We start from the raw sequence: 24,143 nt of genomic DNA, 5'->3' as shown, positions 1-24,143 counted from the left end.
TTGCCCTATGAGGAAGCAAAAGTGGCAAAACCGTGCCTCAACCTGCCGCAATTCTGTCGAATGGCGCGCGGATATACAGTCCATCGCCCACGATGGATTTTTAATCTTCGTTAAGATGACAGAAAAATGTCTTGCGAATCAGTCGCTAAACTGGATCGACTGTGAAGCTGGAACGCCGGTGCGGCATTCGCGCAAATTTTCAGAAAAAACTTCCAATATTAGCAATCACTGCGCAGGAATTCGGCGGCAAAAATAGGGCAGATAAATTTCAGGTTGCATAAAACAGCAAAAGCCATCCCACCGGCCCTGTCCCCTCAGCTCCGCCACTGCCCGGACGAGAAGAGCTCGGCGAGCGATTGACGATAGTTCGGGAAGCGGAATTGGAAGCCCGCTGCACGCAGTTTCGCGTTCGAGACGCGTTTGTTCTCGCCATAGAAAGACCTGGCCATGGGAGAAAGTTCCGCGGTTTCAAACGGAATATCCGGCGGCACCGGCAGGCCCATCAGGTGGGCGGCTTCCGCGACGACATCCTGCGGCGGGCCCGGCTCGTCATCGGTGATGTTCCAGACGCCGCCGAGATGCCCTTGTGCAAGGAACAGGGCCGAGCCGCCGATATCCTCGACGCGGATGCGGTTGAACACCTGTTCCTGCTTGATGAGGCGGCGCGCCGTGCCTTCTTCCATATTGCGCAGCGCATTGCGACCCGGCCCGTAAATGCCGGCAAGGCGCAGCACGGCGACGGGAAGGCCCGATTCCGCTCCGAAGGCGAGCCAATGGCCTTCCGCCTCGACCCGCTCGACGGAGCGGGCGGAGACCGGATTCAATACCGTCTCCTCATTCACCCAGCCGCCCTTGTGGTCGCCATAGACGCCGACGGTGGAGAGGTAACCGGCCCATTCGAGCTTCGGCATCAGCGAGGCGAGCGACGAGCTCTCCATCCGGAAGAGCGGATCGCCGTCCTTGCCGGGGGCGATCGACTGCACGAGATGGGTGGCGCGCGCCATGTCGGCAGCGAGAGTTTCAGAGATGGTACCGCCGTCATAGAGGATCGGTTCGATGCCGAGGGTGCGCAGAGCCTCCGCTTTCTCGGCCGAGCGTGTCGTTCCCGAAACGGTAAAGCCGGCATTCCGGAAGGTTTCGCCGATGGCCTTGCCGGAAAAACCGGCGCCGAGGATCAGGAGGTGCGTCATCGTCCGTCTGCCTTCGCTCTTTCATATTCCGCGCGCACGTCGTCGTCCGCGTCGTCTGCCCTTCCTGCCGCAAATTGCCGGAATTCGGAAGGTGTCATCAGCCGGCAAAGCGCCCATGCGGCCATGCCGCGCACCACGGGCGCGGCGTCGTCGGCAAGGCGCGTGCAGGGCGCGATGAGGCTGCGGTCACCGGAATTGCCGGCGGCGATGAGCGTGTTGCGCACGAAGCGGTCGCGGCCGATGCGCTTGACGGGCGAGCCGGAGAAATGCGCGCGAAACCCCAGATCGTCGAGCGCCAGGAAGTCGGCGATGGCCGGCACCTTCAGCTCCTCGCGCGCGACGAGCTTCATTTCCGAGGCGCTGGCGGCGAACTTGTTCCAGGGACAGGCGGCGAGACAGTCGTCGCAGCCATAGATGCGGTTGCCGATCTTTTCGCGGAATTCCGGCCCGATCGGGCCCTTGTGCTCGATGGTGAGGTAGGAGATGCAGCGGCGCGCATCGAGTTTGTAGGGTGCGGGAAACGCGTCCGTCGGGCAGGCGTCGAGGCAGGCGCGGCAGGAGCCGCAATGATCACGCTCCGGTTCGTCGCGGAAGAGATCGACCGTGGTGAAGAGGCTGCCGAGGAACAGCCAGGAGCCGTGCGTTCGGCTGACCAGGTTGGTGTGTTTGCCCTGCCAGCCGAGGCCGGCAGCGGCGGCGAGCGGCTTTTCCATCACCGGCGCCGTGTCGACGAACACCTTGACGTCCGCCCCGCCACGCGCGGCAAACCGCGTCGCCACTTCCTTGAGCTTGCCCTTGATGATGTCGTGGTAGTCGCGGTTCTGGGCGTAGACCGAGATGGCCGCCCGGTCCGGCATGGCGAGCACGGCGCGCGGATCGTGTTCCGGACCATAATTCATGCCGAACAGCACGACGGAGCGCACATCGCTCCACAGCACCCGCGGATCGGCGCGGCGGGCTTCCGTCTCGGCCATCCAGTCCATCGTGCCGTGATAGCCGGCGGCGAGGAAGTCGGCGAGGCGGGGCGGTGCGTCAGGGATCGAGTCGGGGCCGGTGATGCGACAGAGGTCGAACCCCTTGTCCGCCGCTTCCGCCTTGACGAAATCGGTCAGGCGGCGCCGGAGCCTCTCGTCGCCCGACATGGGTTCGTCCTCAGAAGTCCAGGTCCGCGTAGTGCGAGACCGGGGTGACGCCGCGCACGCGCTCGGCGAGCAGCGGACGGAAGGAGGGGCGGGACTTCAGCCGCTGGTACCAGTCCTTGGCCTGCGGCGCGTCGGCCCAGTTGATCTCGCCCATATAGTCGAGCACCGAAATCATCGCGGCCGCGGCAAGGTCGGCATAGCTCAGCCGGTCGCCGGCGAGATAGGTACGCGAGCCGGCGAGCCAGGAGAGATACTTCATGTGCTGGCGGATATTGGCGCGCGAATTGCGCAGGATCTTGCTGTCCGGCGGGCCGCCGCCCTGGTCCGGCGTCATCTGCAGCTTGAAGATCCGCTCGCGCACCAGCGGCCGCGTCACGTCCTGTTCCATCTTCTGCAGGAACCATTCGGTCAGGCGACGGATCTCCGCCCGTTGAAACGGGTCTTCGGCGAGCAGCCGGCGATCGCGCTTCAACACGCCGTGCGTCTCGTCGAGATATTCCGAGATGATGCTCGCGCCACAGAGCGCGCGCATGCTGTCATCGACATAGACGGGCAGCGTTCCGGCCGGGTTGAGCGCCAGGAAATCGCGTCGGTTCTCCCACGGCGCCTCCTCGGCAAGCTCCGTCTGGAAGCCGTATTCCGAAAGGATCAGGCGGACGAAGCGCGACGCGGAAGACATCGGATGATGATAGAGTGTGGGCATGTACGCTGCTTTTACTCGTCTTGCGGAAGGGGCGATGCCGGGCCTGCCGCTTCATGCGGAACTGATTTGGCGACGGCTGATTTGACGAACCTATAGAAATTTGGTGGTACAAACACAAGCGAATCGGGCTTTTTGCCGTAAGCCTGCTTCACTTTCATGCCTTCCTTTCCCAGTCTCAAGGAACTTTCATGGCAGATCAATCGATTGTCAGCGCCCTTATCCTCGGTCTCATCGAGGGCCTGACCGAATTCATCCCGGTGTCCTCCACCGCCCACATCCTGCTTGCCGGGCACTTTCTCGGCTTCAAGTCGCCGGGCAACAGCTTTGCCGTCTTGATCCAGCTCGGCGCCATCCTGGCGATCCTCTCCGTCTATGCGGCGAAACTGCTGCGCATCGCCTTCGCGCTGCCGTCGAGCCCTGAGGCCCGGCGTTTTGTGCTCACCGTGCTCGTCGCCTTCCTCCCGGCGGCGGTCATCGGCGCACTCGCGCATGATTTCATCAAGACGGTGCTGTTCGAGACGCCGATGCTCATCTGCATCGTGCTGATCATCGGCGGCGTCATTCTCTATGTGATCGACCGGCTGCCGCTGCAGCCACGCTATACGGATGCGATGACCTACCCGCCGTCGCTCGCCTTCAAGATCGGCCTCTGCCAGTGCCTCGCGATGATCCCGGGCACCTCCCGCTCGGGCGCCACGATCGCCGGCGCGCTGCTGATGGGCACCGACAAGCGTTCGGCGGCGGAATTCTCGTTCTTCCTCGCCATGCCGACCATGGTCGGTGCCTTCACGCTCGATCTCTACAAGAACCGTGATGCGCTGTCGTCGGACGACCTGCTTCTGGTCGGCGTCGGCTTTGCCGCCGCCTTCGTGGCCGGTCTGTTCGTCGTGCGCAAGCTGCTCGACTTCGTGTCGCGCCGCGGCTTCACGCTGTTTGCGATCTGGCGAATCGTCGTGGGAACGCTGGGCCTGATCGGCCTGCTGATCTGGGGCTGACGCGAAAGGTTTTGGCCGATCTCAGGATCGGCCAAAGCTTACTTGACCGATGCGGTCGTGCAGGGGTCGACGCCGTAGGCCGGCGAGCAGCCATGCTTGCCCGCGGAGACCGTCGAGGGCGCGGCAAAGGATCCGGCCACGATAATCAGAGCCGAAAATCCGAAGAAGATTGCAATTGCCTTGCCCATGGGCGGAGAAGCCTCTCAAAGTCCTGAAAATACGCCGCAGAACTGTCCTTCAGGACAACGCGACGGGGGCGGTGTTTATTCGCTGGCCCGAAGACAAGCAATATCGCGACATGCTGAATCCCGCGTAAATACCGCAACGCTTTTTTTAACCGCTGCATAAGTGCAACAGGGCGATCAAAGCGCTTTCAGAAAACGACGCGGCCGCCGCGGGGAATGCCCCTGCGGCGGCCGTTTCTTACCGTCAAAAAGCGGGATCAGGCCGTCTTGTCGACGCGCGTGAACTGGCCCTGCGTGCGGTAGCGCACGAGATAGCTCGGCAGGATCGCTTCCGCGAGGGTCGGCTCGATGCCGATGGCCTCGAGCGTGCGGCCTTCGTTCCTGGCATCATCCGAAACCACGTTGTCCGAGCGCAGCAGCGTCACCTGGTCGGCGGTGAGCGGCGGCGAAATGAAGGGCACCAGCGAGGCGATGGAGCCGATCAGCGAGGCGATGCCGAAGGGCAACGAGACGAGCGGGTTCTTGCGATCGACCACGCGCAGCATCAATTCGAGACACTGGCGGAAGGTCAGCACTTCCGGGCCGCCGAGTTCGTAGATGCGGCCGCGTTCGATCGTGCCGTCCACCGAGCGGGCGACGGCTTCCGCGACGTCGGCGACATAGACCGGCTGGAACTTCGTGTGGCCGCCGCCGATCAGCGGCAGCGCCGGCGCGTAGCGCGCCATGGTGGCGAACTTGTTGAAGAAGCCATCCTCGGGGCCGAAGACGATGGAGGGGCGCAGGATGACGGCGTCCGGCACGGTGCGCAGCACGGCGGCTTCGCCACGACCCTTGGTGCGGGCGTAGGAGGACTGCGACGTCTCGCTGGCGCCGATCGCGGAAATGTGGGTGAGCTTGGCACCGGCCGCGCGGGCGGCTTCAGCAACCGCACGGGCGCCAAAATCCTGCACGGCGTCGAAGGTGTTGCGGCCGCTCTCGAAGAGCACGCCGACACAGTTGATGACATGGTCGGCGCCTTCGACGGCGCGGTCGACCGACTGGCGGTAGCGCAGGTTTGCCTGGACGAAGGATATCTGGCCGACGCCGCCGATCGGCTGCAGGAAGCCGGCAAGGTCCGGGCGACGCACGGCGACGCGGATACGGTAGCCGCGGCGTGCCAGCGCGCGCACCACATGACGCCCGACGAAGCCCGAGCCGCCGAAGACGGTGACGAGCGGCGGAAGGTTGGACAAGGTCATGGGGCTGCTCCTGAAAGGATAGGAAAGGTAGGTAGGGCCTACATAGCCCAAAGTGCTGACAAGGTGAAGCGCGGCGAAGCGTCTCTCTCGCCGGGTTTTGTGAAGGCTTTGCGCGGGCCGGTCAGAGGCCTTCGACCACCACCATCTCGGCATCGGCCACTTCCTGGCGGATGGCAGCGGCGATCTGGTATTCCGGCGAGTTGTAACAGTCGACGGCGGCCTGCAAGGAGGGGAATTCGATGATCACGTTGCGGGCGCGCACGCGGCCTTCCAACTGTGCATAGGCACCGCCGCGGGCAACGAAGTTCGCGCCGTATTTCTCGAAGGCCGGCTTGGCGGCAGCGACATAGTCCTTGTAGCGTTCGGCATCCCGCACATCGACCTGTGCAATCCAGTAGCCCTTGGGCATGTCTTACTCCCTGCTTTGTTATCGACGTTGCTGTCGGGATTCTGCCTTATCCGCCTGCCGTCGCCAACGTCCCGTTTCCCTTCTCCCCCACGGGGAGAAGGTCGTCGAAGGCCGGATGAGGGGGACCCCTGTAGCTGGCTGTTATTTCACGCTGTCAGCGCGCCGTCCATCTCGGCGAGGATGGCCCTGGTCGCGGCGAGCGGGTCGGCGGCGTTGACGATGGGGCGGGCGACCACGAGGTGACTGGAACCGGCCTTCAAGGCGTCGAACGGCGTCATCACGCGCTTCTGGTCGCCGAGGTCTGCACCCGCCGGGCGGATGCCGGGGGTGACGATTGCCATGTCGGGGCCAACGATTTTCCGCACGGCCTTGGCCTCCTCGGCGGAGCAGACGACACCGCCCATGCCGGCGATGCGCGCCTGTTCGGCGCGGCGCAGCACCAGCGTGTGCGGATCGTATTCATAGCCGGCGTCGATGACGTCCTTGGCATCCATGGAGGTGAGTACCGTCACGCCGAGCAGGCAGAGGTCGGATCCCTTGGCGGCGGACACGGCGGCGGCCATGGCCTTGGGGTAGGCGTGCAGGGTGAGCATGGACATGCCCATCTTGACGATGTTCTCGACGCCCTTCGCCACCGTGTTGTCAATGTCGAGCAGCTTCATGTCGAGGAAGACCTTCTTGCCGTCCTTGGCAAGGTCGCGGGCGAATTCGAGACCGCCGGCGAAGACCAGCTGGTAGCCGATCTTGTAGAAAAGGGCCGTACTGCCCAGCGACCGGACCACCTTTTCCGCCTCCGCGATGGTTGGAACATCGAGGCCAACGATCAGGCGGTCGCGCGCGGACATGGTCAAATCCCTTTCCAAAACTCCATTGGCGTCCAGTCGCATGTGACGGCACGGTCTGCAAGCCGGAAAGCAAAAAGATTGCCGCCGCCCGCCGGTTGATCGCCGTCTCTGCGGATCGGGGTGCCCTTGAGGTGGCATTTCAGCAAGGTGCCGACGCCGCCATGGCCGACGAAGGCGATGGGGATTGCGGGGTCATGGTCGGCCAGCACCCGCTCGACGGCCGAAACGATGCGTGCCTGCGCATCCACCGCCCGCTCCCAGCCGCGAAAACTCTGCTCGGGATGGGCGAAGAACCAGTCGGCCGCCTCCTCGAAGGCGTCGGGCCGCAGGAAACCGGTGGCGGAACGGTCGTTCTCGCCCATGGCATGGTCGGTCTCGATGGTGAGGCGGCCGGCGGACAGGATATCCGCCGTCTCGGTCGCCTTGCGCTCTGTGCTCGCCACGAAGCGGCCGATCTGGCGTGACCAGTCGGCAGAGGCAGCAAGCAAGGCACGCTCGCGGCCGCGCTCTGACAGGCCCCAGTCGGGCACCGGCACGGCCGGGTCGATCAGCACCTGTGGATGGGTGATGTAGAGGGCGTACATCGCCGCGCCTCAATGGGTGCGGCGGTAGGTCCAGAGCTGCGCCGGCGGGATGTTGCGCACGACGAAGTCGAGATGCGTGATCTGGTAGCGGTCCGGCATGGCGACGACGGGGGAGAGCGGACCATAGGAGATCTGCACCACGGGGCGACCGGCCGGAATGCGCGACAGCAGGTCCTCGATCAGCGACACGCGTTTGTGCATCGGGAAGTTAAGGAGCGGCACGGCGGAGATGACGCTGTCGAAGGTCGCATCGCGCAACGCGCCGAGCGTCTTGTCGAGGTCGAAGGCATCGCCGTTGATGAAGTTCACGCCGTCGAAACGTTCGACGAGGTGGTTGTAAAAATCCGTCGAGAATTCGACCGAAGTCAGCTTTTCCGGGGCAAGGCCGGTTCCGAGGATCGCCTTGGTGATGACGCCGGTGCCCGGGCCGAGTTCCAGAACGGGCAGGCCGGAGGCGGGATTGACGACGCTTGCCATGCGGCGCGCGGTGATCGAGGAGGTGGGAATGATGGAACCGACGGCCCGCGTGTTGCTCATCCAGCCCTTGAAGAAACGGATTTCGTCGTCGAACTTCTTGCCCAGCCGTTCCTTGACCTTCACACGCAACGTCATGCCATTCCCCCTTCATGGTGTCATCGATGGGCCGTCGGCGGGCTTCATTCCCGTCCGCGTCGTCGGACCATGGCGAATATGTGACGCGGTTTGCGTCAAAAACAAGTCTGATTGCGCCGTCGCCCGCAAGTTTCTTGAGGGCGGCTGCGCTCACGAAAAAAAGAACCCGCCGGATGGCCGGCGGGTTCCACAACGGTTTCCCGATGTCGAGACCGCAGGCCTAGACGCGCATCGGCATGAGCACGTAGAGGGCGTCGTCGCCGGCGAGATCCCGCACCAGCGTCGGCGAGCCCGGATCGGCCAGCATGAACACGGCTTCCGTGCCGGAGAGCTGCGAGGTGATATCGAGCAGGTATTTGGCGTTGAAGCCGATTTCCAGCGGGTCGCTTTCGTAGCCAACCGCCAGCTCTTCCGTCGCACTGCCCGAATCCGGGTTGTTGACGGTGAGCGTCAGCTGGCCTTCGCCCAGCGCCAACTTCACGGCGCGGCCGCGCTCGGAGGAAATGGTGGAAACGCGGTCGACGGCCTGCGCGAAGGACTGGCAATCGATCTTCAGTTCCTTGTCGTTGCCGGTCGGGATGACGCGCTGGTAATCCGGGAAGGTGCCGTCGATCAGCTTCGAGGTCAGCACGATCGAGCCGATGGTGAAGCGGATCTTCGCATCCGAGACTTCGACGGTGACGATGAGGTCGGGGTTGTCGACCAGCTTCTGCAACTCGCCGACCGTCTTGCGCGGAATGATGATGCCCGGCATGCCTTCCGAGCCCGACGGGGCCTCGACATCGGCGCGGGCGAGGCGGTGACCGTCGGTGGCGACGGCGCGCAGCTTGAGCTGGCCGTTGCTTTCGATCGTGTGGATGAAGATGCCGTTCAGGTAATAGCGGGTCTCTTCCGTCGAGATCGCGAACTGCGTGCGATCGATCAACATTTTCAGATCCGTCGCCTTGAGGCGGAACGTGTGGGAGAAGCTGCCGGCGGTGAGGTCCGGGAAGTCGGACTGCGGCAGGCATTGCAGCGAGAATTTCGAGCGGCCGGACGTGACCGTCATGGACGAGCCGTCGGCATTGGTGGCGAGCGCCACTTCGGACCCGTCGGAGAGTTTGCGCACGATGTCGTAGAGCAAATGCGCCGGGACGGTCGTGGCACCGGCCTGTTCAACCTGCGCCGGCGTCGCCTCGGTGATCTCGAGGTCGAGGTCGGTCGCTTTCATGTCGAGGCTTGCGCCGTCCGAGCGCAGGAGCACGTTCGAGAGGATCGGGATCGTGTTGCGCCGTTCGACCACGCGATGAACGTGGTTCAGCGACTTCAGAAGATTGGACCGCTCGAGAGTAATGCGCATGAACTGTACCGCTTTCGACCGCTAGTGCGCCGGAAACCGGCGCGGCATTGCCTTGGAGTTCCGGTGGTGCCGGAAGGATGTGGACGGGCAAAATGGCAGAAACTGGCGCATCATTGCAAGTGCTAACGGCGCGGGACACAGGATAGTCAACGGCCGGACCTTGCCGGGGCATGCGCACTCGCCCATAAGGAGACAAAAGTGCGGCTCCCCGGGAGCCGGAAAGGTATCGGACAATGCGGGACGAGGGTGCGGCGAGCGGAGCGAGCGAAAACGCGAAAAGCTTTCGCCTGCACAATGCCGTCATCCCGGCCCGTCCGTTGGAACCGGCGCTCTATCTGGTCGCAACCCCGATCGGCAATCTCTCCGACATCACGCTGCGTGCGCTGGAAACGCTGGCCGGCGCCGACGTGCTCGCCTGCGAGGACACTCGCGTCACCCGCGTGCTGCTCGACCGCTACGGCATCGTCAACCGGCCCTATGCCTATCACGAGCACAATGCGGACGAGGCCGGCCCGCGCCTCATCGCCGCGCTCGAAGCGGGAAAGTCCGTGGCGCTGGTTTCGGATGCCGGCACGCCACTCGTCTCAGATCCCGGTTACCGCCTTGCGCTGCTCGCCATCGAGGCCGGCCACCGCGTCGTGCCCATTCCCGGTGCCTCCGCGCCGCTTGCCGCCCTCGTCGGCTCCGGCCTGCCGAACGATGCCTTCTTCTTCGCCGGTTTCCTGCCGACCAAGGACAAGGCCAAGCGCGATCGTCTCGCCGAGCTGGCGAATGTCCCGGCGACGCTGCTGTTCTTTGAATCGCCGCATCGCATCGCCGCGACGGTTGCTGCCGCCGCCGACGTGCTGGGCGAGGGGCGTGTCGCCTGCGTCTGCCGCGAACTGACCAAGACATTCGAGGAATTCCGTCGTGGACCCCTCGGCGATCTCGCCGCCTTTTATGGTGACGGCCACACGGTGAAGGGCGAGATCGTCTTCGTCATCGCCCCGCCGGGCGAGGCGGCGGCCCCCGAGGCGGCGGATGTCGACCGGCTGCTTTCGGCGCTCGTCAAGGACATGTCGGCCGGCAAGGCGGCGACGGAGGCGGCACGCCAGACCGGCCTGCCGCGCCGCGACCTCTACCAGCGCCTCATCGACCTGAAGGGTGGCGATGCGGGATAATAAGGCGGATCCGAGCCGGCTCAAGGCCTTCCGCCGCGGACATGTCTCCGAATACATCGCTGCACTCTATATGGTCGCCAAGGGCTACCGCATAAGTGCCATCCGCTATCGCACGAAACTTGGCGAGATCGACATCATCGCCCGGCGGGGCGACCTGGTCGTTTGCGTGGAAGTGAAAGCCCGGCGCGATATCGACAGCGCCGTCTTTGCCGTCACCGGTACGGCCCAGAACCGCATTCGCGCGGCCAGCGAACTCTGGCTCTCCCGCCAGCCGGACGCTCATCGCCTGTCGTTACGGTATGATATCGTCGCGGTGCGTCCCTGGCGTCTTCCAAAACACCTTGTGGATGCGTTTTGATCAAAAGGAAAATGTAACGAAACTGACATGAAAGCGTAACGCGCCCGTCATGGTCGCCCCTTAGTGCACCCCTCACACCAAATCCGGTGAAGAGGAGCAACCCATGTTCAAGCCGCTTTCCCTCGCAGGTTTCGCACTCGCAATCTCCGCCACGACGTCGATGGCCGCCACCAACATCACCTGGTGGCACGGCATGGCCGGCCGCAACGGCGAAGTCATCAACGAAGTCGCCCAGAAGTTCAACGCTGCCCAGTCGACCTGCGCCATCACGCCGGTTTCCAAGGGCACCTACGAAGAAGCGCTCGCTTCCGGCATCGCGGCCTTCCGTTCGGGCGAACAGCCGAACATCCTGCAGGTTTTCGACGCCGGTGCGGCGACGATCATCAATGCTCCGGGCGCCGTCATTCCGGCTGAAGATCTGATCACCCAGGCCGGCTACACCTTCGACCGCGAAGCCTTCATCGAAGGCGTGCGTTATTTCTACGCCGCGCCGGATGGCAAGTTCGTCGGTATGCCGTTCAACTCCTCGGCGCCGATCATGTATGTCAACACCGAAGCCCTCGAAAAGGCCGGTGTCGAAGCTCCGAAGACCTGGGAAGAGTTCGAGGCGGTTGCGCCGAAGCTCAAGGAAGCCGGCTACCTGCCGCTCGTCCAGTCGCAGCTGACCTGGCAGTTCACCGAGAACTTCTTCTCGCGCCACAACATCCAGTTCGCGACGAACAACAACGGTTACGACTCGGTCGTCGACACCGAGATCAACATGACCGACCCGAACCTCATCATGATGTTCACCAAGCTCAAGGCCTGGGCTGACGAAGGCTATTTCGGCTATTACGGCGCCGGCTGGAACGACAACCAGAAGCTCTTCGAAGAAGGCAAGGCCGCCTTCTGGATCGGTTCCTCGGGTTCGTTCGGCGGCCTCCAGAAGACCGCGCAGAAGCCGTTCTCGGCAACCTTCCTGCCCTACTGGAACAGCATCGAGGGTGCGGGCACCAACACCTTCATCGGTGGCGCGGCTCTCTTCGCCATGTCCGGCAAGCCGGAAGCCGAAAACAAGTGCACGGCCGACTTCTTCCAGTTCCTGACCTCGCCGGAAATCCAGAAGTTCTACCACCAGGCAACCGGCTACGTCGCCATCACCAAGGCTGCCTACGAACTCGCGAAGTCGGAAGGCTACTACAAGGAGAAGCCGGCTGCCGAAGTCGGTATCCAGCAGCTCATGCTGAAGTCGGGTGACTGGTCGAAGGGGTATCGCCTCGGCTTCTACCCGCAGATCCGCGAGATCATGGAGCGTGAATACGGCCGCATCTTCGCCGGCGAAACCTCGGTCGAGGACGCCATGAAGACGATCGAGACCGAAGCGAACGAACTGCTCGCCCGCTTCGCCAAGACCGCCGGCTGATACTGCCATCTGCTGAAATTCGTGCCGGGGGCGTCCTGCTCCCGGCACGCCGCTATGAAGGTGGCTCCATGAAGCGCGTGCAATTCTCCTCCGTCTATCTGCCCTATCTCTTCATCGCGCCGCAGATGGCGATCATCTTCGTGTTCTTCTACTGGCCCTCCGTGCAGGCGATCCAGTCGTCCTTCTATCTCGAAGACCCGTTCGGCTTCGGCGCCACCTTCGTGGGCCTCTCCAACTATTCTGATGCACTGGGCTCCGTGCAGTATCAGGCGATCGCTCGCTTCACGGTCGTCTTCACGGTGCTGGTCACCTTTCTCTCGCTGGGCATCGGCATGCTGCTCGCCGTCAAGGCCGATGCGGTGCTGAAGGGCAGCTCGACCTACAAGACGCTGCTGATCTGGGTCTATGCCATCGCCCCGCCGGTCGCCGGCCTGATGGGCATGATGTTCTTCGACCAGCATATCGGCCCGCTGGTGAAGTTCGCGGCGCTGTTCGGCTGGGATATGAAGGTCGGCCTCAACTACAACGACACGGCAATCGCCATGATCATCGTGTCGGTGTGGAAGCAGATCCCCTACAATTTCATTTTCATTCTCTCAGGGCTCCAGAGCATTCCCGTCTCGGTGCGCGAAGCCGCTGCCATCGACTGCCGCTCGGGCTTCCGCCGCTTCTGGACGATGACGTTACCGCTGCTCGCCCCCACCGCCTTCTTCCTGCTCATCATCAACATGACCTATGCGCTGTTCGACACGTTCGGCGTCATCGACGTGATGGTGAAGGACAAGGCGGCCAACAACCCGATCACGCTCGTCTACAAGGTCTATATGGACGGCTTCCGCGGCAACGACCTCGGCGGCTCCTCGGCCCAGTCCGTCATCCTGATGATCGTCGTCTTCGTGCTCACCATCTTCCAGTTCCGCTTCATCGAGCGGCGCGTCCATTACAATTGAGAGGGCGCCCGCCATGAACCGCATCCGTCTCGTCGATCACCTCGTCCTCCTGCTCGGCGTCTTCGTCATGGTGGCGCCGGTCGTGGTCGCCTTCATGACCTCGACCCACGACGCGGTCGACATCCATCGCAATGGCCTGTCGTTTACGTGGGGCGGCCATTTCACCGAGACCTACAACACCGTGCTGACGCGCAAGGGCGGTTTCACCGGCGACATCACCGGCGCGCGCATGATCCTCAATTCGCTGATCCTCGGTATCGGCTTTGCCGCCGGCAAGATCGTGTTGTCGATGCTGGCCGCCTATGCGATCGTCTATTTCCGCTTCCGCTTCGGCACGCTGTTCTTCTGGATGATCTTTACGACGCTGCTCCTGCCGCTCGAAGTGCGCATCGTTCCCTCCTACGAGGTGATGACCAAGCTCGGACTGACCAACACCTATACCGGCCTCATCGTCCCGCTGCTGGCATCCGCCACCGGCACCTTCTTCTTCCGCCAGTTCTTCAAGTCCGTGCCGGAGGAACTGCTGGAGGCCGCGCGCATTGATGGCGCCGGGCCGGTCAAGTTCTTCTTCGACATCCTGGTGCCGCTCTCGCGCACCATGATCGCCGCCATCTTCATCATCATGTTCGTCTATGGCTGGAACCAGTATCTCTGGCCGACACTGATGACCACCGACGAGCGCTTCTTCACGCTGGTGCGCGGCATCAAGCAGATCCTGCTCGTCTGGGTCGGCTCCAACATTCCCGATTACAACGAGGCCTTTGCGCTGGCGATCCTCGCCATGCTGCCACCCGTGATGATCGTGCTGATCTTCCAGCGCTGGTTCATCAAGGGCCTCACCGAAAGCGACAAGTAAGGAACCTCCCCCATGGCATCGATCGGCATCAAGGACGTATCGAAGATCTACAATGGCGGCGTGACCGCGGTCAGCGCCGTCAATATCGACATTGCCGACGGTGAATTCATCGTGCTCGTCGGCCCGTCCGGTTGCGGAAAGTCGACGCTGCTGCGCATGGTCGCCGGGTTGGAGACGATCAGCGAGGGTAGCGTGACGATCGGTGACCGGGTGGTCAACGACGTCGATCCGGCCGACCGCGACATCGCCATGGTGTTCCAGAACTACGCGCTCTACCCGCACATGTCGGTCTACGACAACCTCGCCTACGGCCTGAAGAACCGCCGCACCCCGAAGGCCGAGATCGATGCGCGTGTGGCGGAAGCCGCCCGCATGCTGGAACTCCAGCCCTATCTGGAGCGCAAGCCGCGCGCGCTTTCCGGCGGCCAGCGCCAGCGCGTCGCCATGGGCCGCGCCATCGTGCGCAAGCCGTCCGCCTTCCTGTTCGACGAACCGCTGTCGAACCTCGATGCCAAGCTGCGCGTCTCCATGCGCGGCGAGATCAAGCGCCTGCAACGCCGTGTCGGCACGACCTCGATCTATGTCACGCACGACCAACTCGAAGCCATGACGCTGGCCGACCGTCTCGTGGTGCTCTCCGGCGGAAAGATCGAGCAGATCGGCCGCCCGCTCGAAGTTTACCACCGCCCGGCCACGACCTTCGTCGCGAGCTTCATCGGCTCGCCGGCCATGAACCTCGTCAGCGGCGAAGTGCATGGCAGCAAGCTGGCACTCGGCCCGGCGCTGATCGAGCTCGGCGCGACGGTGCCCACGCAAGGGGCCGTCACCGTGGGATTGCGCGCGGAAGACCTGCGCCTGCACCAGGGGCTGGATGGCAGCATGCCGTTCCGCATCGACTATGTCGAGGAGCTGGGCGCGCAGCGCCTCGTGCACGGCCTCGTCGGCGATCAGCCGATGGTCGCTGCTCTTTCGGCGGAAATCCCGCTTCCGGAAACGGCCTCGCTGTCGATCGCGTCCTTCCGGCTGCATTTCTTCGATACGGCCAGCGGTCGCCGCATCGACTGGGCGGGCGAGAGGGCGGGAGCAGCCGCCACGTCCACCGTGGAGTTCGTGATATCATGATCCGTTCGACCGTCGACAGGCTTCCGGCACCCTCTTTGGAGGAGCGCGCGACCATTGCCGGCCTCGAAAAGTCGATCGCCGCGCACGATGCCCATATGGCGGACCTTGCCTGCATGAATGCTGTCGAGGTGGGCGGCCGGGCCGAGCGCGCCGAGCCGCTGCCCTTTCCCTTCACCGTTGCCGCCTGGAACCTGGAGCGCTGCCTGTTTCCGCTGCAAAGCGCCGAACATCTGGGGGCGACCGGCGCCGAGATCGTGCTGCTCTCCGAAATGGACGACGGCATGGCCCGCACCCGCCAGCGCCACACCACGGCGGAGGTCGCCGACGAACTCGGCATGGCCTATCTCTACGGCGTCGAATTCATCGAGCTCGGTCTCGGCTCGGAGACCGAGCTGGAATTCTGCAAGGACAGATTCAACCGGCGCGGCCTGCATGGCAACGGCCTGATGTCGACCGTGCCGCTGCACGAACCCTTTCTGCTGCGCCTGGCGGGCGAACGCCTCTGGTTCATGGGCGAGGTCGACCAGCCGCGGCTTGGCGAGCGCATGGCGATCGGCGCCGTCATCAACACGGAATCCGGCCCGCTGGTGCTTGCCTCCACCCATTTTGAGAGTGCGACCACCGCCGCCTACCGCGAGCGCCAGATGGTTGGCCTGATGGATGCGCTGGATGCCGCCTTCCCGGGGCGTCCGCTCATCATCGGCGGCGATCTCAACACCGGCAACCACGCCGACGGTGATTTCGAGGCCGAGGGCCTCTTTGCCCGCGCCGCCGAGCGTGGCTTCACCCGCCATGGTGGCCCGCTCGACACGATGACGACACGCCCCAGCCTCATCACCCGCTGGCCCGAACGGGCGATGAAGCTCGACTGGTTCCTCACCCGCGGCCTCGCGGTCTCCGAGACCCGCATCGTCTCCTCGCTCTGCCCCTCCGGCCGGCCATTGTCCGATCACGACCTCATCACCTGCCGAATCGATGGTTTTGCCTGAGGTGAGAATGTGACGAATGCTTAAAATGCCACCGATTGTTTGAACGACACCGTTACCGCTATCGCCTAGTCTCCCGCCACGACTTGCAAGGGGGATGAAATGGTACTGAAACTGATGCTTGCTGCCATGGTCGGTGTCGCCGTGCGCAACCGGCAGGCCGACATGAACGCGCCGCGGCCGCTGATCGCGTCTTCGCTCGACAAGCTGGAAATGGCGCCGAATCCGATCGAGCCCTCCTGGGTGATCGCCGGCGACCCGCAGGCACGGCTGTCGCTGCATTCGCGCGCCTACGACGACCAGGCGACGACGGCGATCTGGGATTGCACCGCTGGCACCTTCCGCTGGTATTTCGGCTGGGACGAGACCGTGATGATCCTCGACGGCGAAGTTCATGTCACCGGCGAAGACGGCAGCGAGCGCACGCTGAAGGCCGGCGACATCGCCTATTTCCCCGGCAAGAGCTGGGCGACCTGGCATATCGACAGCTACGTGCGCAAGATCGCCTTCTGCCGCAAGGAATTCCCGGCTCCAATCAATCTTGCCTTGAAGCTGCGCGATCGGCTGCGCGGCGGCCGGCAGGCGCCCGGCGGGCTGGCGGCCTGAGAAAAACCCATGGTAACGATTGACGGGGGTCGTGCTGGGCAAGCACGGCGCCCGTTGCCATTGTGCCTGCCGCATCCTACATGTGTCGGGCATTCCTGAGGGGACTTTTCATGGCAAAGATCAAGAACGTCGCGGTCCAGATGGACCACGTGTCGACCATCAACATCGCCGGCGATTCCACCTTCGCCATGAGCCTCGAGGCGCAAAGCCGCGGCTACAAGCTTTTCCACTACACGCCGGACCGTCTCAGCCTGCGCGACGGCAGGGTCTATGCCACCGTCGAGCCGATGGAGCTGCGTGACGTCAAGGGTGACCACTACACGCTGGGCACGGCCGAGCGCATCGACCTCTCGACGATGGACGTGGTGCTGCTGCGCCAGGATCCGCCCTTCGACATGTCCTACATCACCTCCACGCACCTCCTGGAGCGCATCCACCCGAAGACGCTGGTGGTCAACGATCCGGCCTGGGTGCGCAATTCGCCGGAAAAGATCTTCGTCACCGAATTCGCCGATCTGATGCCGGCAACGCTGATCACCCGCGACGCGAGCGAAATCCGTCGTTTCCGTGACGAGATGGGCGACATGATCCTGAAACCGCTCTACGGCAATGGCGGTGCGGGCGTGTTCCATTCCACCAAGGACGACCGCAATCTTTCCTCGCTGCTCGAAATGTTCGGCCAGATGTTCCGCGAGCCCTTCATCGCGCAGCAATACCTGCCGGATGTGCGCAAGGGCGACAAACGCATCATCCTCGTCAACGGCGAGCCGGTCGGCGCCATCAACCGCGTTCCCGCCGAGCACGACGCCCGCTCCAACATGCATGCCGGCGGTCGCCCCGAGCCGACGGAGCTGACGGCGCGCGAAAAGGAAATCTGCGCCCGCATCGGCCCGTCGCTGCGCGAACGCGGCTTCCTGCTCGTCGGCATCGACGTCATCGGCGACTACATGACCGAGATCAACGTGACGTCGCCCACCGGCATCCGCGAGGTCAAGAAATTTGGCGGCGCCGACATTGCAGCCCTCCTCTGGGACGCCATCGAGAAGAAGCGCTAAAGCCTTCTTCCCAGGCGATCGTGCGGCGGAAAATCCGCGGCCTTTTCCCGGCAGAATCGCCTTTCCGGGACGTTCCGTTCGCGAACGTCCCGCCTTCGTTCCGCAAAGGCAACCGGCCACAATCAGCACGCGGAAAATCCACGCGCAAGTTCTATAATTGTTCTTGTTTCATTCCGCATTTCATGCCAGATTTGCAACTGCAACCCAGGGGCGGTTGCGGGAGCCGTTTTCGGCAAAAACGTGTTGCAGTGCTCTGTGCGTCATGCGCGACGCGCGGCGCCGTGGCGCGAGCGGGGGGCAGTCATGGTGGCACGAGTCAGTACGATTGCGTTTCAGGGCATCGAGGGCGTGCCCGTCGACGTGCAGGTTATGGTGGCGCCCGGCAAGGTGGGCATGCAGATCGTCGGCCTGGCGGACAAGGCGGTCGCCGAAAGCCGCGAGCGGGTGCAGGCCGCCCTTCACGCCTCCGGTCTCTCGCTGCCGCCGAAGCGGGTCACCGTCAATCTCGCGCCCGCCGATCTTCCCAAGGAAGGCAGCCATTACGACCTCGCGATCGCGCTCGGCCTGATGATGGCGCTCGGGGCCGTGCCGGGCGATGCGGTAGAAGGTTATGTCGTCATCGGCGAACTGAACCTCGACGGCACGATCGCGCCGGTTGCCGGCGCCCTGCCCGCCGCCATGGGGGCGAATGCGCTCGGCAAGGGGCTGATCTGCCCGGCGGAAAACGGCGCGGAAGCCGCCTGGGCCGGCGGCGGCCTCGATATTCTGGCACCGCGAAGCCTCATTGCGCTTGCCAATCACTTCAAAGGCACCCAGGTGCTGTCGCGTCCCACGCCGGCAATCCGGGCCGCGGCGGGCAACCTGCCGGACCTTGCCGATATCCGGGGGCAGGAAAGCGCCAAGCGGGCCCTGGAGGTCGCGGCGGCCGGTAGCCACAATCTGCTGATGGTCGGCCCGCCGGGCTCGGGAAAATCCATGCTGGCCGCACGGCTTGCCGCCATCCTGCCGCCGCTCACGCCGGCCGAGCTGCTCGAAGTCTCGATGATCCACTCCATCGCCGGCCAGCTCTCGGGCGGTCGCCTGTCGGATCGCCGCCCGTTCCGGGCGCCGCACCATTCCGCCACCATGGCGGCGCTCGTCGGTGGTGGGTCGCGCGCGCGGCCGGGCGAAGTCTCGCTTGCACACAATGGCGTGCTCTTCCTCGACGAACTGCCGGAATTCTCGCCCCAGGCGCTCGATGCACTGCGCCAGCCGCTCGAGGCGGGTGAATGCATCATCGCGCGCGCCAACCACCGCGTGAGCTATCCCGCGGCCGTCCAGCTCGTCGCGGCCATGAACCCGTGCCGCTGCGGCATGGCGGGCGAACCGGGCCGCGCCTGTGCCCGCGGACCGCGCTGCATGAGTGATTACCAGGCCCGCGTTTCCGGTCCGCTGATGGACCGTATCGACATCCGCATCGACGTGCCGGCCGTCTCGGCGACGGACCTTATCCGCCCGATGGCGGCCGAGCCCAGCGAGACCGTTGCGCGCCGCGTCGCCCACGCCCGTGCCCTGCAGGTCGATCGGTTTGCCCGGCTCGGCATGGCGTCGGTGACGAGCAATGCCCGCGCCTCGACGGCGCTCGTCGAAAAGATCGCCGAGCCCGACCCGGCCGGCCTTCAGCTGCTCCGCGACGCGGCGGAGAAAATGCGGTTTTCCGCCCGCGGTTATCACCGTGTCCTGAAGGTTGCCCGCACGCTCGCAGATCTTGACCAGGCAACCCTTGTCGGGCGCATCCATCTGGCGGAAGCGATTTCCTATCGCATCGCGGGCGAGCGGCTGGTCGCTGCGGCGTAAGCCTGTCGTTGTGGTGATGGAGCGAGTCGACGGGAAGGCCGTCCGGAGGGCGCGCGCGACCGCATGGTTTGGACCAAGGGCCTGAGAGGGCGGGATTCGAAACCACAGAGGCGTGTGGATCGCCCTATAGAGGCTCAGCCGTTATGCCGGTGCCTTGAAAACCGCCTCGATCCGGTGTCCGTCCGGGTCGATGACGAAGGCGGCATAGTAAGTCGGGCCATAGTGCAACCGCAGGCCGGGGGCACCGTTGTCGATGCCGCCGGCGGTGAGGGCCGCCTGATGGAAGGCATCGACGGCCGCCTGGTTGGGCGCTGCAAAGGCGATGTGGAAGCCGGGGCCGGGTGCTCGGGCGCCATCGTCCTGTTTGAGCGCAAGCTTGTCGCCGCCGCCGGACGGTCCGTAGCCGATGGCCTGGTCCGGTTCGCCGGGCCGGATGTCCGACCAGACGCGGTGATAACCGAGTGGCGTCAGGGCGGCGTCATAGAAGGCGGCCGCGCGCGCCAAGTCGGTCACGCCGAGGGAAAGGTGGTGCAGCATGTTTGGACACCGGGATCATTGCGGAAAATGTGGAAAGCGGTTTGCGCCAGACCTGCCTTGAAACGCAACGCTACGCGCGTCCGCCCTTCTTGGAACAGTGGATGTATCAGCGGTGAAGGTGCCCGCCGCGGGACCGGTCCCGCGGCGGGCCGTCCGTATCAGCCGCCGAGCCCTTCGAAGAGTGCGGTGGAAAGGTAACGTTCGGCGAAGGAGGGGATGATGACGACGATGGTCTTGCCGGCATTTTCCGGACGGCTGCCGACCTCAACGGCGGCGGTCAGCGCCGCGCCCGAGGAGATGCCGACCGGAACGCCTTCGAGGCGCGCGACGAGACGCGCATTCTCGAAGGCCTGGTCGTTGCTGACAGTGACGACTTCGTCATAGACCGATTTGTCGAGGATCGCCGGGGCGAACCCGGCGCCGATGCCCTGGATCTTGTGCGGGCCGGGATTGCCACCGGACAGCACCGGGCTGTCGGCCGGCTCGACGGCAACGACCTGCAGGCCGGGTTTCCTGGCCTTCAGCACCTGGCCGACGCCGGTGATCGTACCGCCGGTGCCGATGCCGGAAACGAGAATATCGACGGCGCCTTCGGTGTCGTTCCAGATTTCCTCAGCCGTCGTCTTGCGGTGGATGTCCGGGTTGGCCGGGTTTTCGAACTGCTGGGGAATGACGGCGCCGGGGATGGTGGCAGCCAGCTCCTCGGCCATGGCGATCGCGCCCTTCATGCCCTTCGGGCCTTCGGTCAGCACCAGCTCTGCGCCGAGGAGCGCCAGCATCTTGCGCCGTTCGACGGACATGGTCTCTGGCATGGTGAGGATGAGGCGGTATCCCTTCGCGGCGGCGGCGAAGGCGAGCGCAATGCCGGTATTGCCGGAGGTCGGCTCGACGAGCGTCGACTGGCCGGGGGTGATCTTGCCCTGCGCTTCCAGCGCCTCGATCATCGCCACGCCGATACGGTCCTTGACCGAGGCGATCGGATTGAAGAATTCGAGCTTGGCGAGAAGATTGGCGACGACGCCCTTTTCCTTGGCGAACTTGTCGAGCCGCACGATCGGCGTGTCGCCGATCGTCTCGGTGATGGAGGTGTAGATGCGGCCGCGGCCGGGTTTGCGGGTGTCGGTCATCGGGTACTCCCTCGGTTCTCGTTCGAGTGAAGATAGGGGCGAACGCGGCGAGAAACGAGTCTGAATTTCGCGCCAGATGGGCCGAAGGCGGAATAATCGGGCGCCGATCCGGCAAAAGTCGGATCCTGTCGTTCAACCCGCGCGCAACATCGGTCGCCGGCGTGTCGCCTCAGGCTGCGCGGGCCGCAATATAGGCGGCAGTTCCGGCGAGAATACCGGCGGCGACGCGATTGAGCCGCTGCAACGCCTTTGGCTGTTTCAAAAGAAGCCGGGCGCGCGAAGCGAGCGCAATATAGGGGACCAGCACGATGAGCAGCACGACGAAGGTCGCGGCGAGCAGCAGGCCGTATTCCTTGAGGCCGATGGCCTGAAGATCGACGAGGGTGGGTACCAGCGCCACATAGAACAGCATGGTCTTCGGATTGCCGAGTGTCACGAACAGGCCGGACAGGAAGGACGCAGTCAGGCTGGTCGAGCGTTGCGCCGCGATGTTTTGCGGCAGCAGGCCGCTCGTCCAGAGCTTCCAGGCGATATAGCCGAGATAGAGCGCACCGGCGATCTTGATCAGCATGAAGGCCGTCGTGAAGGTCTGCGCGATGAAGGCGAGGCCGAGAATGACCGCCGTGAGATAGGCCATGTCGCCGAGGATGAGGCCGAGGCCCATGAAGAAGGTCGGCCGGAAGCCCGAGCCGAGCGCGCGGGCGACGATCGCCGTAATGCCGGGACCGGGAATGATGGCGGCGATGAACAGGGCACCGCTATAGGCGAGAAGGACGGCGAAGGTCATGGCAGGCAGGCTCCCTGGATCGGCTCCTTTTATGCCTGCCGACCCGTCCCGGCAATGGGTGCGCCGGCGCAACGGCAGGGTATGATCGCGTCATTCGGAGGGGTGGCGGTGGCCATATCGCGCTATGGGCTGACGTGAAAATGTCCGGCGATACCGGGCGAACCGTGCTGAGCACCGACAATCGGCCGGCCGAGAAAGAGGGGGTTGCAAGGCGGTCGCGGCGGGCTGGTCGTGCTGTCGGGATGCCGATCGGCAAATCCGTTGGTCGTCGCAGGCTCCCCGACAGCACGGCCCGGCAATCGAGGATGTGCCTATGCGGATTGCAGACCGCCCGGCAAATGTCGGCGACGGTCAATGAACGACCGTGTGGCAACAGCGGCACTTACACGCCGCGTGTCAAATGCGTGCAGCATTTGAAGGGCGCCGGCGGCCCCTTGCCAATCCCATGTCGGGCGACAGATGCGCAGAATAAAGACGGTAAAGAGCGCTGTGCGGGCATAGAACGACCCTCCCGGAGGGCCTATTCGTGAGGCCCTTGCCGCGATCAGCGCCGCCGGTTAATCCTATGCCGTACATCTTCCCGGAGAACCGTCGTGCCCGAACTGGCCAGCCTCGTTGCCTTCGCCTTGATCGCCCTCGGCATGGTGCTGACGCCGGGGCCGAACATGGTCTATCTGGTGTCCCGCTCGCTCTGCCAGGGGCCGGCTGCGGGCCTCGTTTCGCTCGGTGGCGTGGCGCTTGGCTTCGTCTTCTACATGCTCTCCGCAGCGCTCGGCATCACCGCGCTCCTGATGGCTGTGCCCTATGCCTATGATGCCTTGCGTTTTGCCGGTGCGCTCTATCTGGCGTGGCTTGCCTGGCAGGCGCTGCGCCCCGGCGGGCGCTCGGCCTTCGAGGTGCGGGCGCTGCCGCGCGACAGCAACCGCAAACTTTTCTTCATGGGGTTTTTGACCAATCTCCTGAATCCGAAGATCGCGGTGCTCTATCTCTCGTTGCTGCCGCAATTCATCGACCCGGCCAAAGGCAGCGTCTTCCTGCAATCGCTCGTGCTCGGCGGCATCCAGATCGTCATCAGTGTCAGCGTCAACGCGCTGATCGCCGTCTCGGCCGGTTCCATCGCCCGGCTGCTCGCCGCCCGCCCGCGCTGGCTGGTGATGCAGCGCTGGCTGATGGGCACGGTGCTGGCTGGTCTTGCCTTGCGCATGGCGACGGAAGCCCGTCGCTGATCAGAACTCCGCCATGGAGGGCAGGGCGAAAGGTCCTGCCGGCAGCAGGCTTTCCGCACCGCGCAGCATAAGCTTCATGTCACCCGCATCCGGCAGGGCCGTGCCTTCCCACGCGAGACGGTCCGGCGCGAAGCGGACGATCACCCGCGTGGTCGAAATCTCCAGGCTCGCGAGAATGTCCGCAAGGCTTGGAATGGACGTCGCAACGATGTCCAGCAGTTCAAGGCAGCCATCCTCGCCGGATCGCCAGGCGACGACGGCGTCGTCCTCCTCGAGCAGATCGAGCTTCACATCCGGCGCGAGCAGGGCGTTGAAGAGGAACATTTCCCGTTGGCGCAACGGCGCGAAACGGTTGGAAACCGGGCTGCGCGCATCCAGCAGCCGGCGAAGCAAGGTAACGTCGTCGTCGTTTTCGATATGGAGCCGCCGGACGGATCGTGCGCGCCCACCCTCCGGCGCCGGGCCGGAAAAACCATGCTGCGGCAATGTTCGAAAACCGTGGCGCGTATAAAGGTCCGGCGCTTCCGTCAGGAGCAGCACTGCCGCGAACCCCTTCGCATCGCAATGGTCGAGCGCCGCCCGCATGACGTCGCGGTAAAGCCCGCGGCCGCGATGGCTCGGTCGCACTGCGCCAGATTGCAATCCGGCGGCCTGCACGACAACGCCGTCGATGACAAGGGGCAAGGCGAAGGCGCTGATATTGGCAATGCAGGCGCCGGCATCATCGAACCAGGCAAAGGCCGTGCAGGTCGGATCCGGCCCGCCGAGCCGGTCGAGCCCGGTCACGTCGATGCCAAACGTTTCCTCGAGCAGGTCGGCCACCGCCTGCCAGGCTGCGGCATCGCCAAAATAGTCCGAGCGGAAGATCAGGCCCGACCGGTTCACGGGCATGG

The 24,143-nt window shown here is 64.3% G+C and carries 26 protein-coding genes; 12 read left to right on the top strand and 14 right to left on the bottom strand.

Annotation, left to right across the window (positions count from 1 at the left end; genetic code table 11):
• Nucleotides 1-314: 314 nt before the first annotated feature.
• The 4 genes from GR138_RS06655 to GR138_RS06640 are packed head-to-tail and all read right to left on the bottom strand — an operon-like array spanning nt 315 to nt 3,193.
• Nucleotides 315-1,190, bottom strand: a complete 876-nt coding sequence (locus GR138_RS06655; RefSeq protein ID WP_160857826.1) for an SDR family NAD(P)-dependent oxidoreductase — start codon at nt 1,188-1,190, stop codon at nt 315-317.
• Nucleotides 1,187-2,332 carry a tRNA epoxyqueuosine(34) reductase QueG gene (queG, locus tag GR138_RS06650; RefSeq protein WP_160857825.1) on the bottom strand — a complete coding sequence of 382 codons (1,146 nt, stop codon included), beginning with the start codon at nt 2,330-2,332 and terminating at the stop codon, nt 1,187-1,189. The genes GR138_RS06655 and queG overlap by 4 nt, the downstream gene beginning before the upstream one ends.
• Nucleotides 2,333-2,342: 10 nt before the next feature.
• Nucleotides 2,343-3,035: a glutathione S-transferase family protein gene (locus GR138_RS06645; protein ID WP_160857824.1), complete on the bottom strand. Its 693-nt coding sequence runs from the start codon at nt 3,033-3,035 to the stop codon at nt 2,343-2,345.
• An 11-nt stretch (nt 3,036-3,046) separates the two neighbouring features.
• Nucleotides 3,047-3,193, bottom strand: a complete 147-nt coding sequence (locus tag GR138_RS06640; RefSeq protein WP_160857823.1) for a hypothetical protein — start codon at nt 3,191-3,193, stop codon at nt 3,047-3,049.
• A 30-nt stretch (nt 3,194-3,223) separates the two neighbouring features.
• Here GR138_RS06640 and GR138_RS06635 point away from each other — a divergent pair, with 30 nt between their 5' ends.
• On the top strand, nt 3,224-4,030 hold the full coding sequence (locus GR138_RS06635; RefSeq protein WP_160857822.1) for an undecaprenyl-diphosphate phosphatase: 807 nt from the start codon (nt 3,224-3,226) through the stop codon (nt 4,028-4,030).
• Nucleotides 4,031-4,472: 442 nt separating this feature from the next.
• Here GR138_RS06635 and GR138_RS06630 read toward each other — a convergent pair whose 3' ends face one another.
• The 6 genes from GR138_RS06630 to dnaN form a co-directional block, all read right to left on the bottom strand.
• Complete coding sequence (locus GR138_RS06630; RefSeq protein ID WP_160857821.1) at nt 4,473-5,453, bottom strand: complex I NDUFA9 subunit family protein; 981 nt, start codon at nt 5,451-5,453, stop codon at nt 4,473-4,475.
• Between the two features lie 121 nt (nt 5,454-5,574).
• On the bottom strand, nt 5,575-5,862 hold the full coding sequence (locus tag GR138_RS06625; RefSeq protein ID WP_160857820.1) for a DUF1330 domain-containing protein: 288 nt from the start codon (nt 5,860-5,862) through the stop codon (nt 5,575-5,577).
• Nucleotides 5,863-6,008: 146 nt separating this feature from the next.
• The gene (pyrF, locus tag GR138_RS06620; protein WP_160857819.1) at nt 6,009-6,707 is read right to left on the bottom strand and encodes an orotidine-5'-phosphate decarboxylase; all 699 of its coding nucleotides are present in this window, start codon (nt 6,705-6,707) and stop codon (nt 6,009-6,011) included.
• 2 nt (nt 6,708-6,709) lie between these two features.
• Nucleotides 6,710-7,291, bottom strand: coding sequence for a histidine phosphatase family protein (locus tag GR138_RS06615; protein WP_160857818.1), 582 nt, complete (start codon nt 7,289-7,291; stop codon nt 6,710-6,712).
• Nucleotides 7,292-7,300: 9 nt separating this feature from the next.
• Nucleotides 7,301-7,903 carry a phospholipid N-methyltransferase PmtA gene (pmtA, locus tag GR138_RS06610; RefSeq protein WP_160857817.1) on the bottom strand — a complete coding sequence of 201 codons (603 nt, stop codon included), beginning with the start codon at nt 7,901-7,903 and terminating at the stop codon, nt 7,301-7,303.
• Nucleotides 7,904-8,123: 220 nt separating this feature from the next.
• Nucleotides 8,124-9,242, bottom strand: a complete 1,119-nt coding sequence (dnaN, locus tag GR138_RS06605; RefSeq protein WP_160857816.1) for a DNA polymerase III subunit beta — start codon at nt 9,240-9,242, stop codon at nt 8,124-8,126.
• 233 nt (nt 9,243-9,475) lie between these two features.
• Here dnaN and rsmI point away from each other — a divergent pair, with 233 nt between their 5' ends.
• The 10 genes from rsmI to GR138_RS06555 all read left to right on the top strand — a co-directional run bounded on the left by rsmI (nt 9,476) and on the right by GR138_RS06555 (nt 19,573).
• Entirely contained in the window at nt 9,476-10,402 is a 927-nt protein-coding gene (rsmI, locus tag GR138_RS06600; protein WP_160857815.1) for a 16S rRNA (cytidine(1402)-2'-O)-methyltransferase, read from the top strand.
• Entirely contained in the window at nt 10,392-10,760 is a 369-nt protein-coding gene (locus GR138_RS06595) for a YraN family protein (protein WP_160857814.1), read from the top strand. The genes rsmI and GR138_RS06595 overlap by 11 nt, the downstream gene beginning before the upstream one ends.
• Nucleotides 10,761-10,863: 103 nt before the next feature.
• Nucleotides 10,864-12,162: an extracellular solute-binding protein gene (locus GR138_RS06590; protein WP_160857813.1), complete on the top strand. Its 1,299-nt coding sequence runs from the start codon at nt 10,864-10,866 to the stop codon at nt 12,160-12,162.
• Nucleotides 12,163-12,230: 68 nt separating this feature from the next.
• The gene (locus tag GR138_RS06585; protein WP_160857812.1) at nt 12,231-13,112 is read left to right on the top strand and encodes an ABC transporter permease subunit; all 882 of its coding nucleotides are present in this window, start codon (nt 12,231-12,233) and stop codon (nt 13,110-13,112) included.
• Nucleotides 13,113-13,125: 13 nt separating this feature from the next.
• Nucleotides 13,126-13,968: a sn-glycerol-3-phosphate ABC transporter permease UgpE gene (ugpE, locus tag GR138_RS06580; protein ID WP_160857811.1), complete on the top strand. Its 843-nt coding sequence runs from the start codon at nt 13,126-13,128 to the stop codon at nt 13,966-13,968.
• A gap of 12 nt (nt 13,969-13,980) precedes the next feature.
• A complete protein-coding gene (locus tag GR138_RS06575; protein WP_160857810.1) occupies nt 13,981-15,090 on the top strand; it encodes a sn-glycerol-3-phosphate import ATP-binding protein UgpC in 1,110 nt (369 codons plus the stop codon).
• Complete coding sequence (locus tag GR138_RS06570; protein ID WP_160857809.1) at nt 15,087-16,079, top strand: endonuclease/exonuclease/phosphatase family protein; 993 nt, start codon at nt 15,087-15,089, stop codon at nt 16,077-16,079. The genes GR138_RS06575 and GR138_RS06570 overlap by 4 nt, the downstream gene beginning before the upstream one ends.
• Nucleotides 16,080-16,178: 99 nt before the next feature.
• A complete protein-coding gene (locus GR138_RS06565) occupies nt 16,179-16,682 on the top strand; it encodes a cupin domain-containing protein (protein WP_160857808.1) in 504 nt (167 codons plus the stop codon).
• 110 nt (nt 16,683-16,792) lie between these two features.
• On the top strand, nt 16,793-17,737 hold the full coding sequence (gene gshB / locus GR138_RS06560) for a glutathione synthase (RefSeq protein ID WP_160857807.1): 945 nt from the start codon (nt 16,793-16,795) through the stop codon (nt 17,735-17,737).
• A gap of 303 nt (nt 17,738-18,040) precedes the next feature.
• The gene (locus tag GR138_RS06555; RefSeq protein ID WP_160857806.1) at nt 18,041-19,573 is read left to right on the top strand and encodes a YifB family Mg chelatase-like AAA ATPase; all 1,533 of its coding nucleotides are present in this window, start codon (nt 18,041-18,043) and stop codon (nt 19,571-19,573) included.
• A gap of 141 nt (nt 19,574-19,714) precedes the next feature.
• Here GR138_RS06555 and GR138_RS06550 read toward each other — a convergent pair whose 3' ends face one another.
• The 3 genes from GR138_RS06550 to GR138_RS06540 all read right to left on the bottom strand — a co-directional run bounded on the left by GR138_RS06550 (nt 19,715) and on the right by GR138_RS06540 (nt 22,024).
• Complete coding sequence (locus tag GR138_RS06550) at nt 19,715-20,110, bottom strand: VOC family protein (RefSeq protein WP_160857805.1); 396 nt, start codon at nt 20,108-20,110, stop codon at nt 19,715-19,717.
• A gap of 158 nt (nt 20,111-20,268) precedes the next feature.
• Nucleotides 20,269-21,237 carry a cysteine synthase A gene (cysK, locus tag GR138_RS06545; protein WP_160857804.1) on the bottom strand — a complete coding sequence of 323 codons (969 nt, stop codon included), beginning with the start codon at nt 21,235-21,237 and terminating at the stop codon, nt 20,269-20,271.
• A gap of 169 nt (nt 21,238-21,406) precedes the next feature.
• Complete coding sequence (locus GR138_RS06540) at nt 21,407-22,024, bottom strand: LysE family translocator (RefSeq protein ID WP_160857803.1); 618 nt, start codon at nt 22,022-22,024, stop codon at nt 21,407-21,409.
• 641 nt (nt 22,025-22,665) lie between these two features.
• Between GR138_RS06540 and GR138_RS06535 the strand changes: the two genes are divergently transcribed.
• Nucleotides 22,666-23,250 carry a LysE family translocator gene (locus tag GR138_RS06535; RefSeq protein WP_160858085.1) on the top strand — a complete coding sequence of 195 codons (585 nt, stop codon included), beginning with the start codon at nt 22,666-22,668 and terminating at the stop codon, nt 23,248-23,250.
• Here GR138_RS06535 and GR138_RS06530 read toward each other — a convergent pair whose 3' ends face one another.
• Nucleotides 23,251-24,141 carry a GNAT family N-acetyltransferase gene (locus GR138_RS06530; protein ID WP_210253448.1) on the bottom strand — a complete coding sequence of 297 codons (891 nt, stop codon included), beginning with the start codon at nt 24,139-24,141 and terminating at the stop codon, nt 23,251-23,253. It abuts the gene before it with no gap.
• Nucleotides 24,142-24,143 lie beyond the last annotated feature (2 nt).

It is taken from the genome of Shinella kummerowiae (assembly GCF_009827055.1).
GTDB classification, from domain to species: Bacteria; Pseudomonadota; Alphaproteobacteria; order Rhizobiales; family Rhizobiaceae; genus Shinella; species Shinella kummerowiae.
The sequence above is the reverse complement of the archived record's forward strand: the minus strand, read 5'-3'. Positions and strand labels throughout refer to the sequence as shown.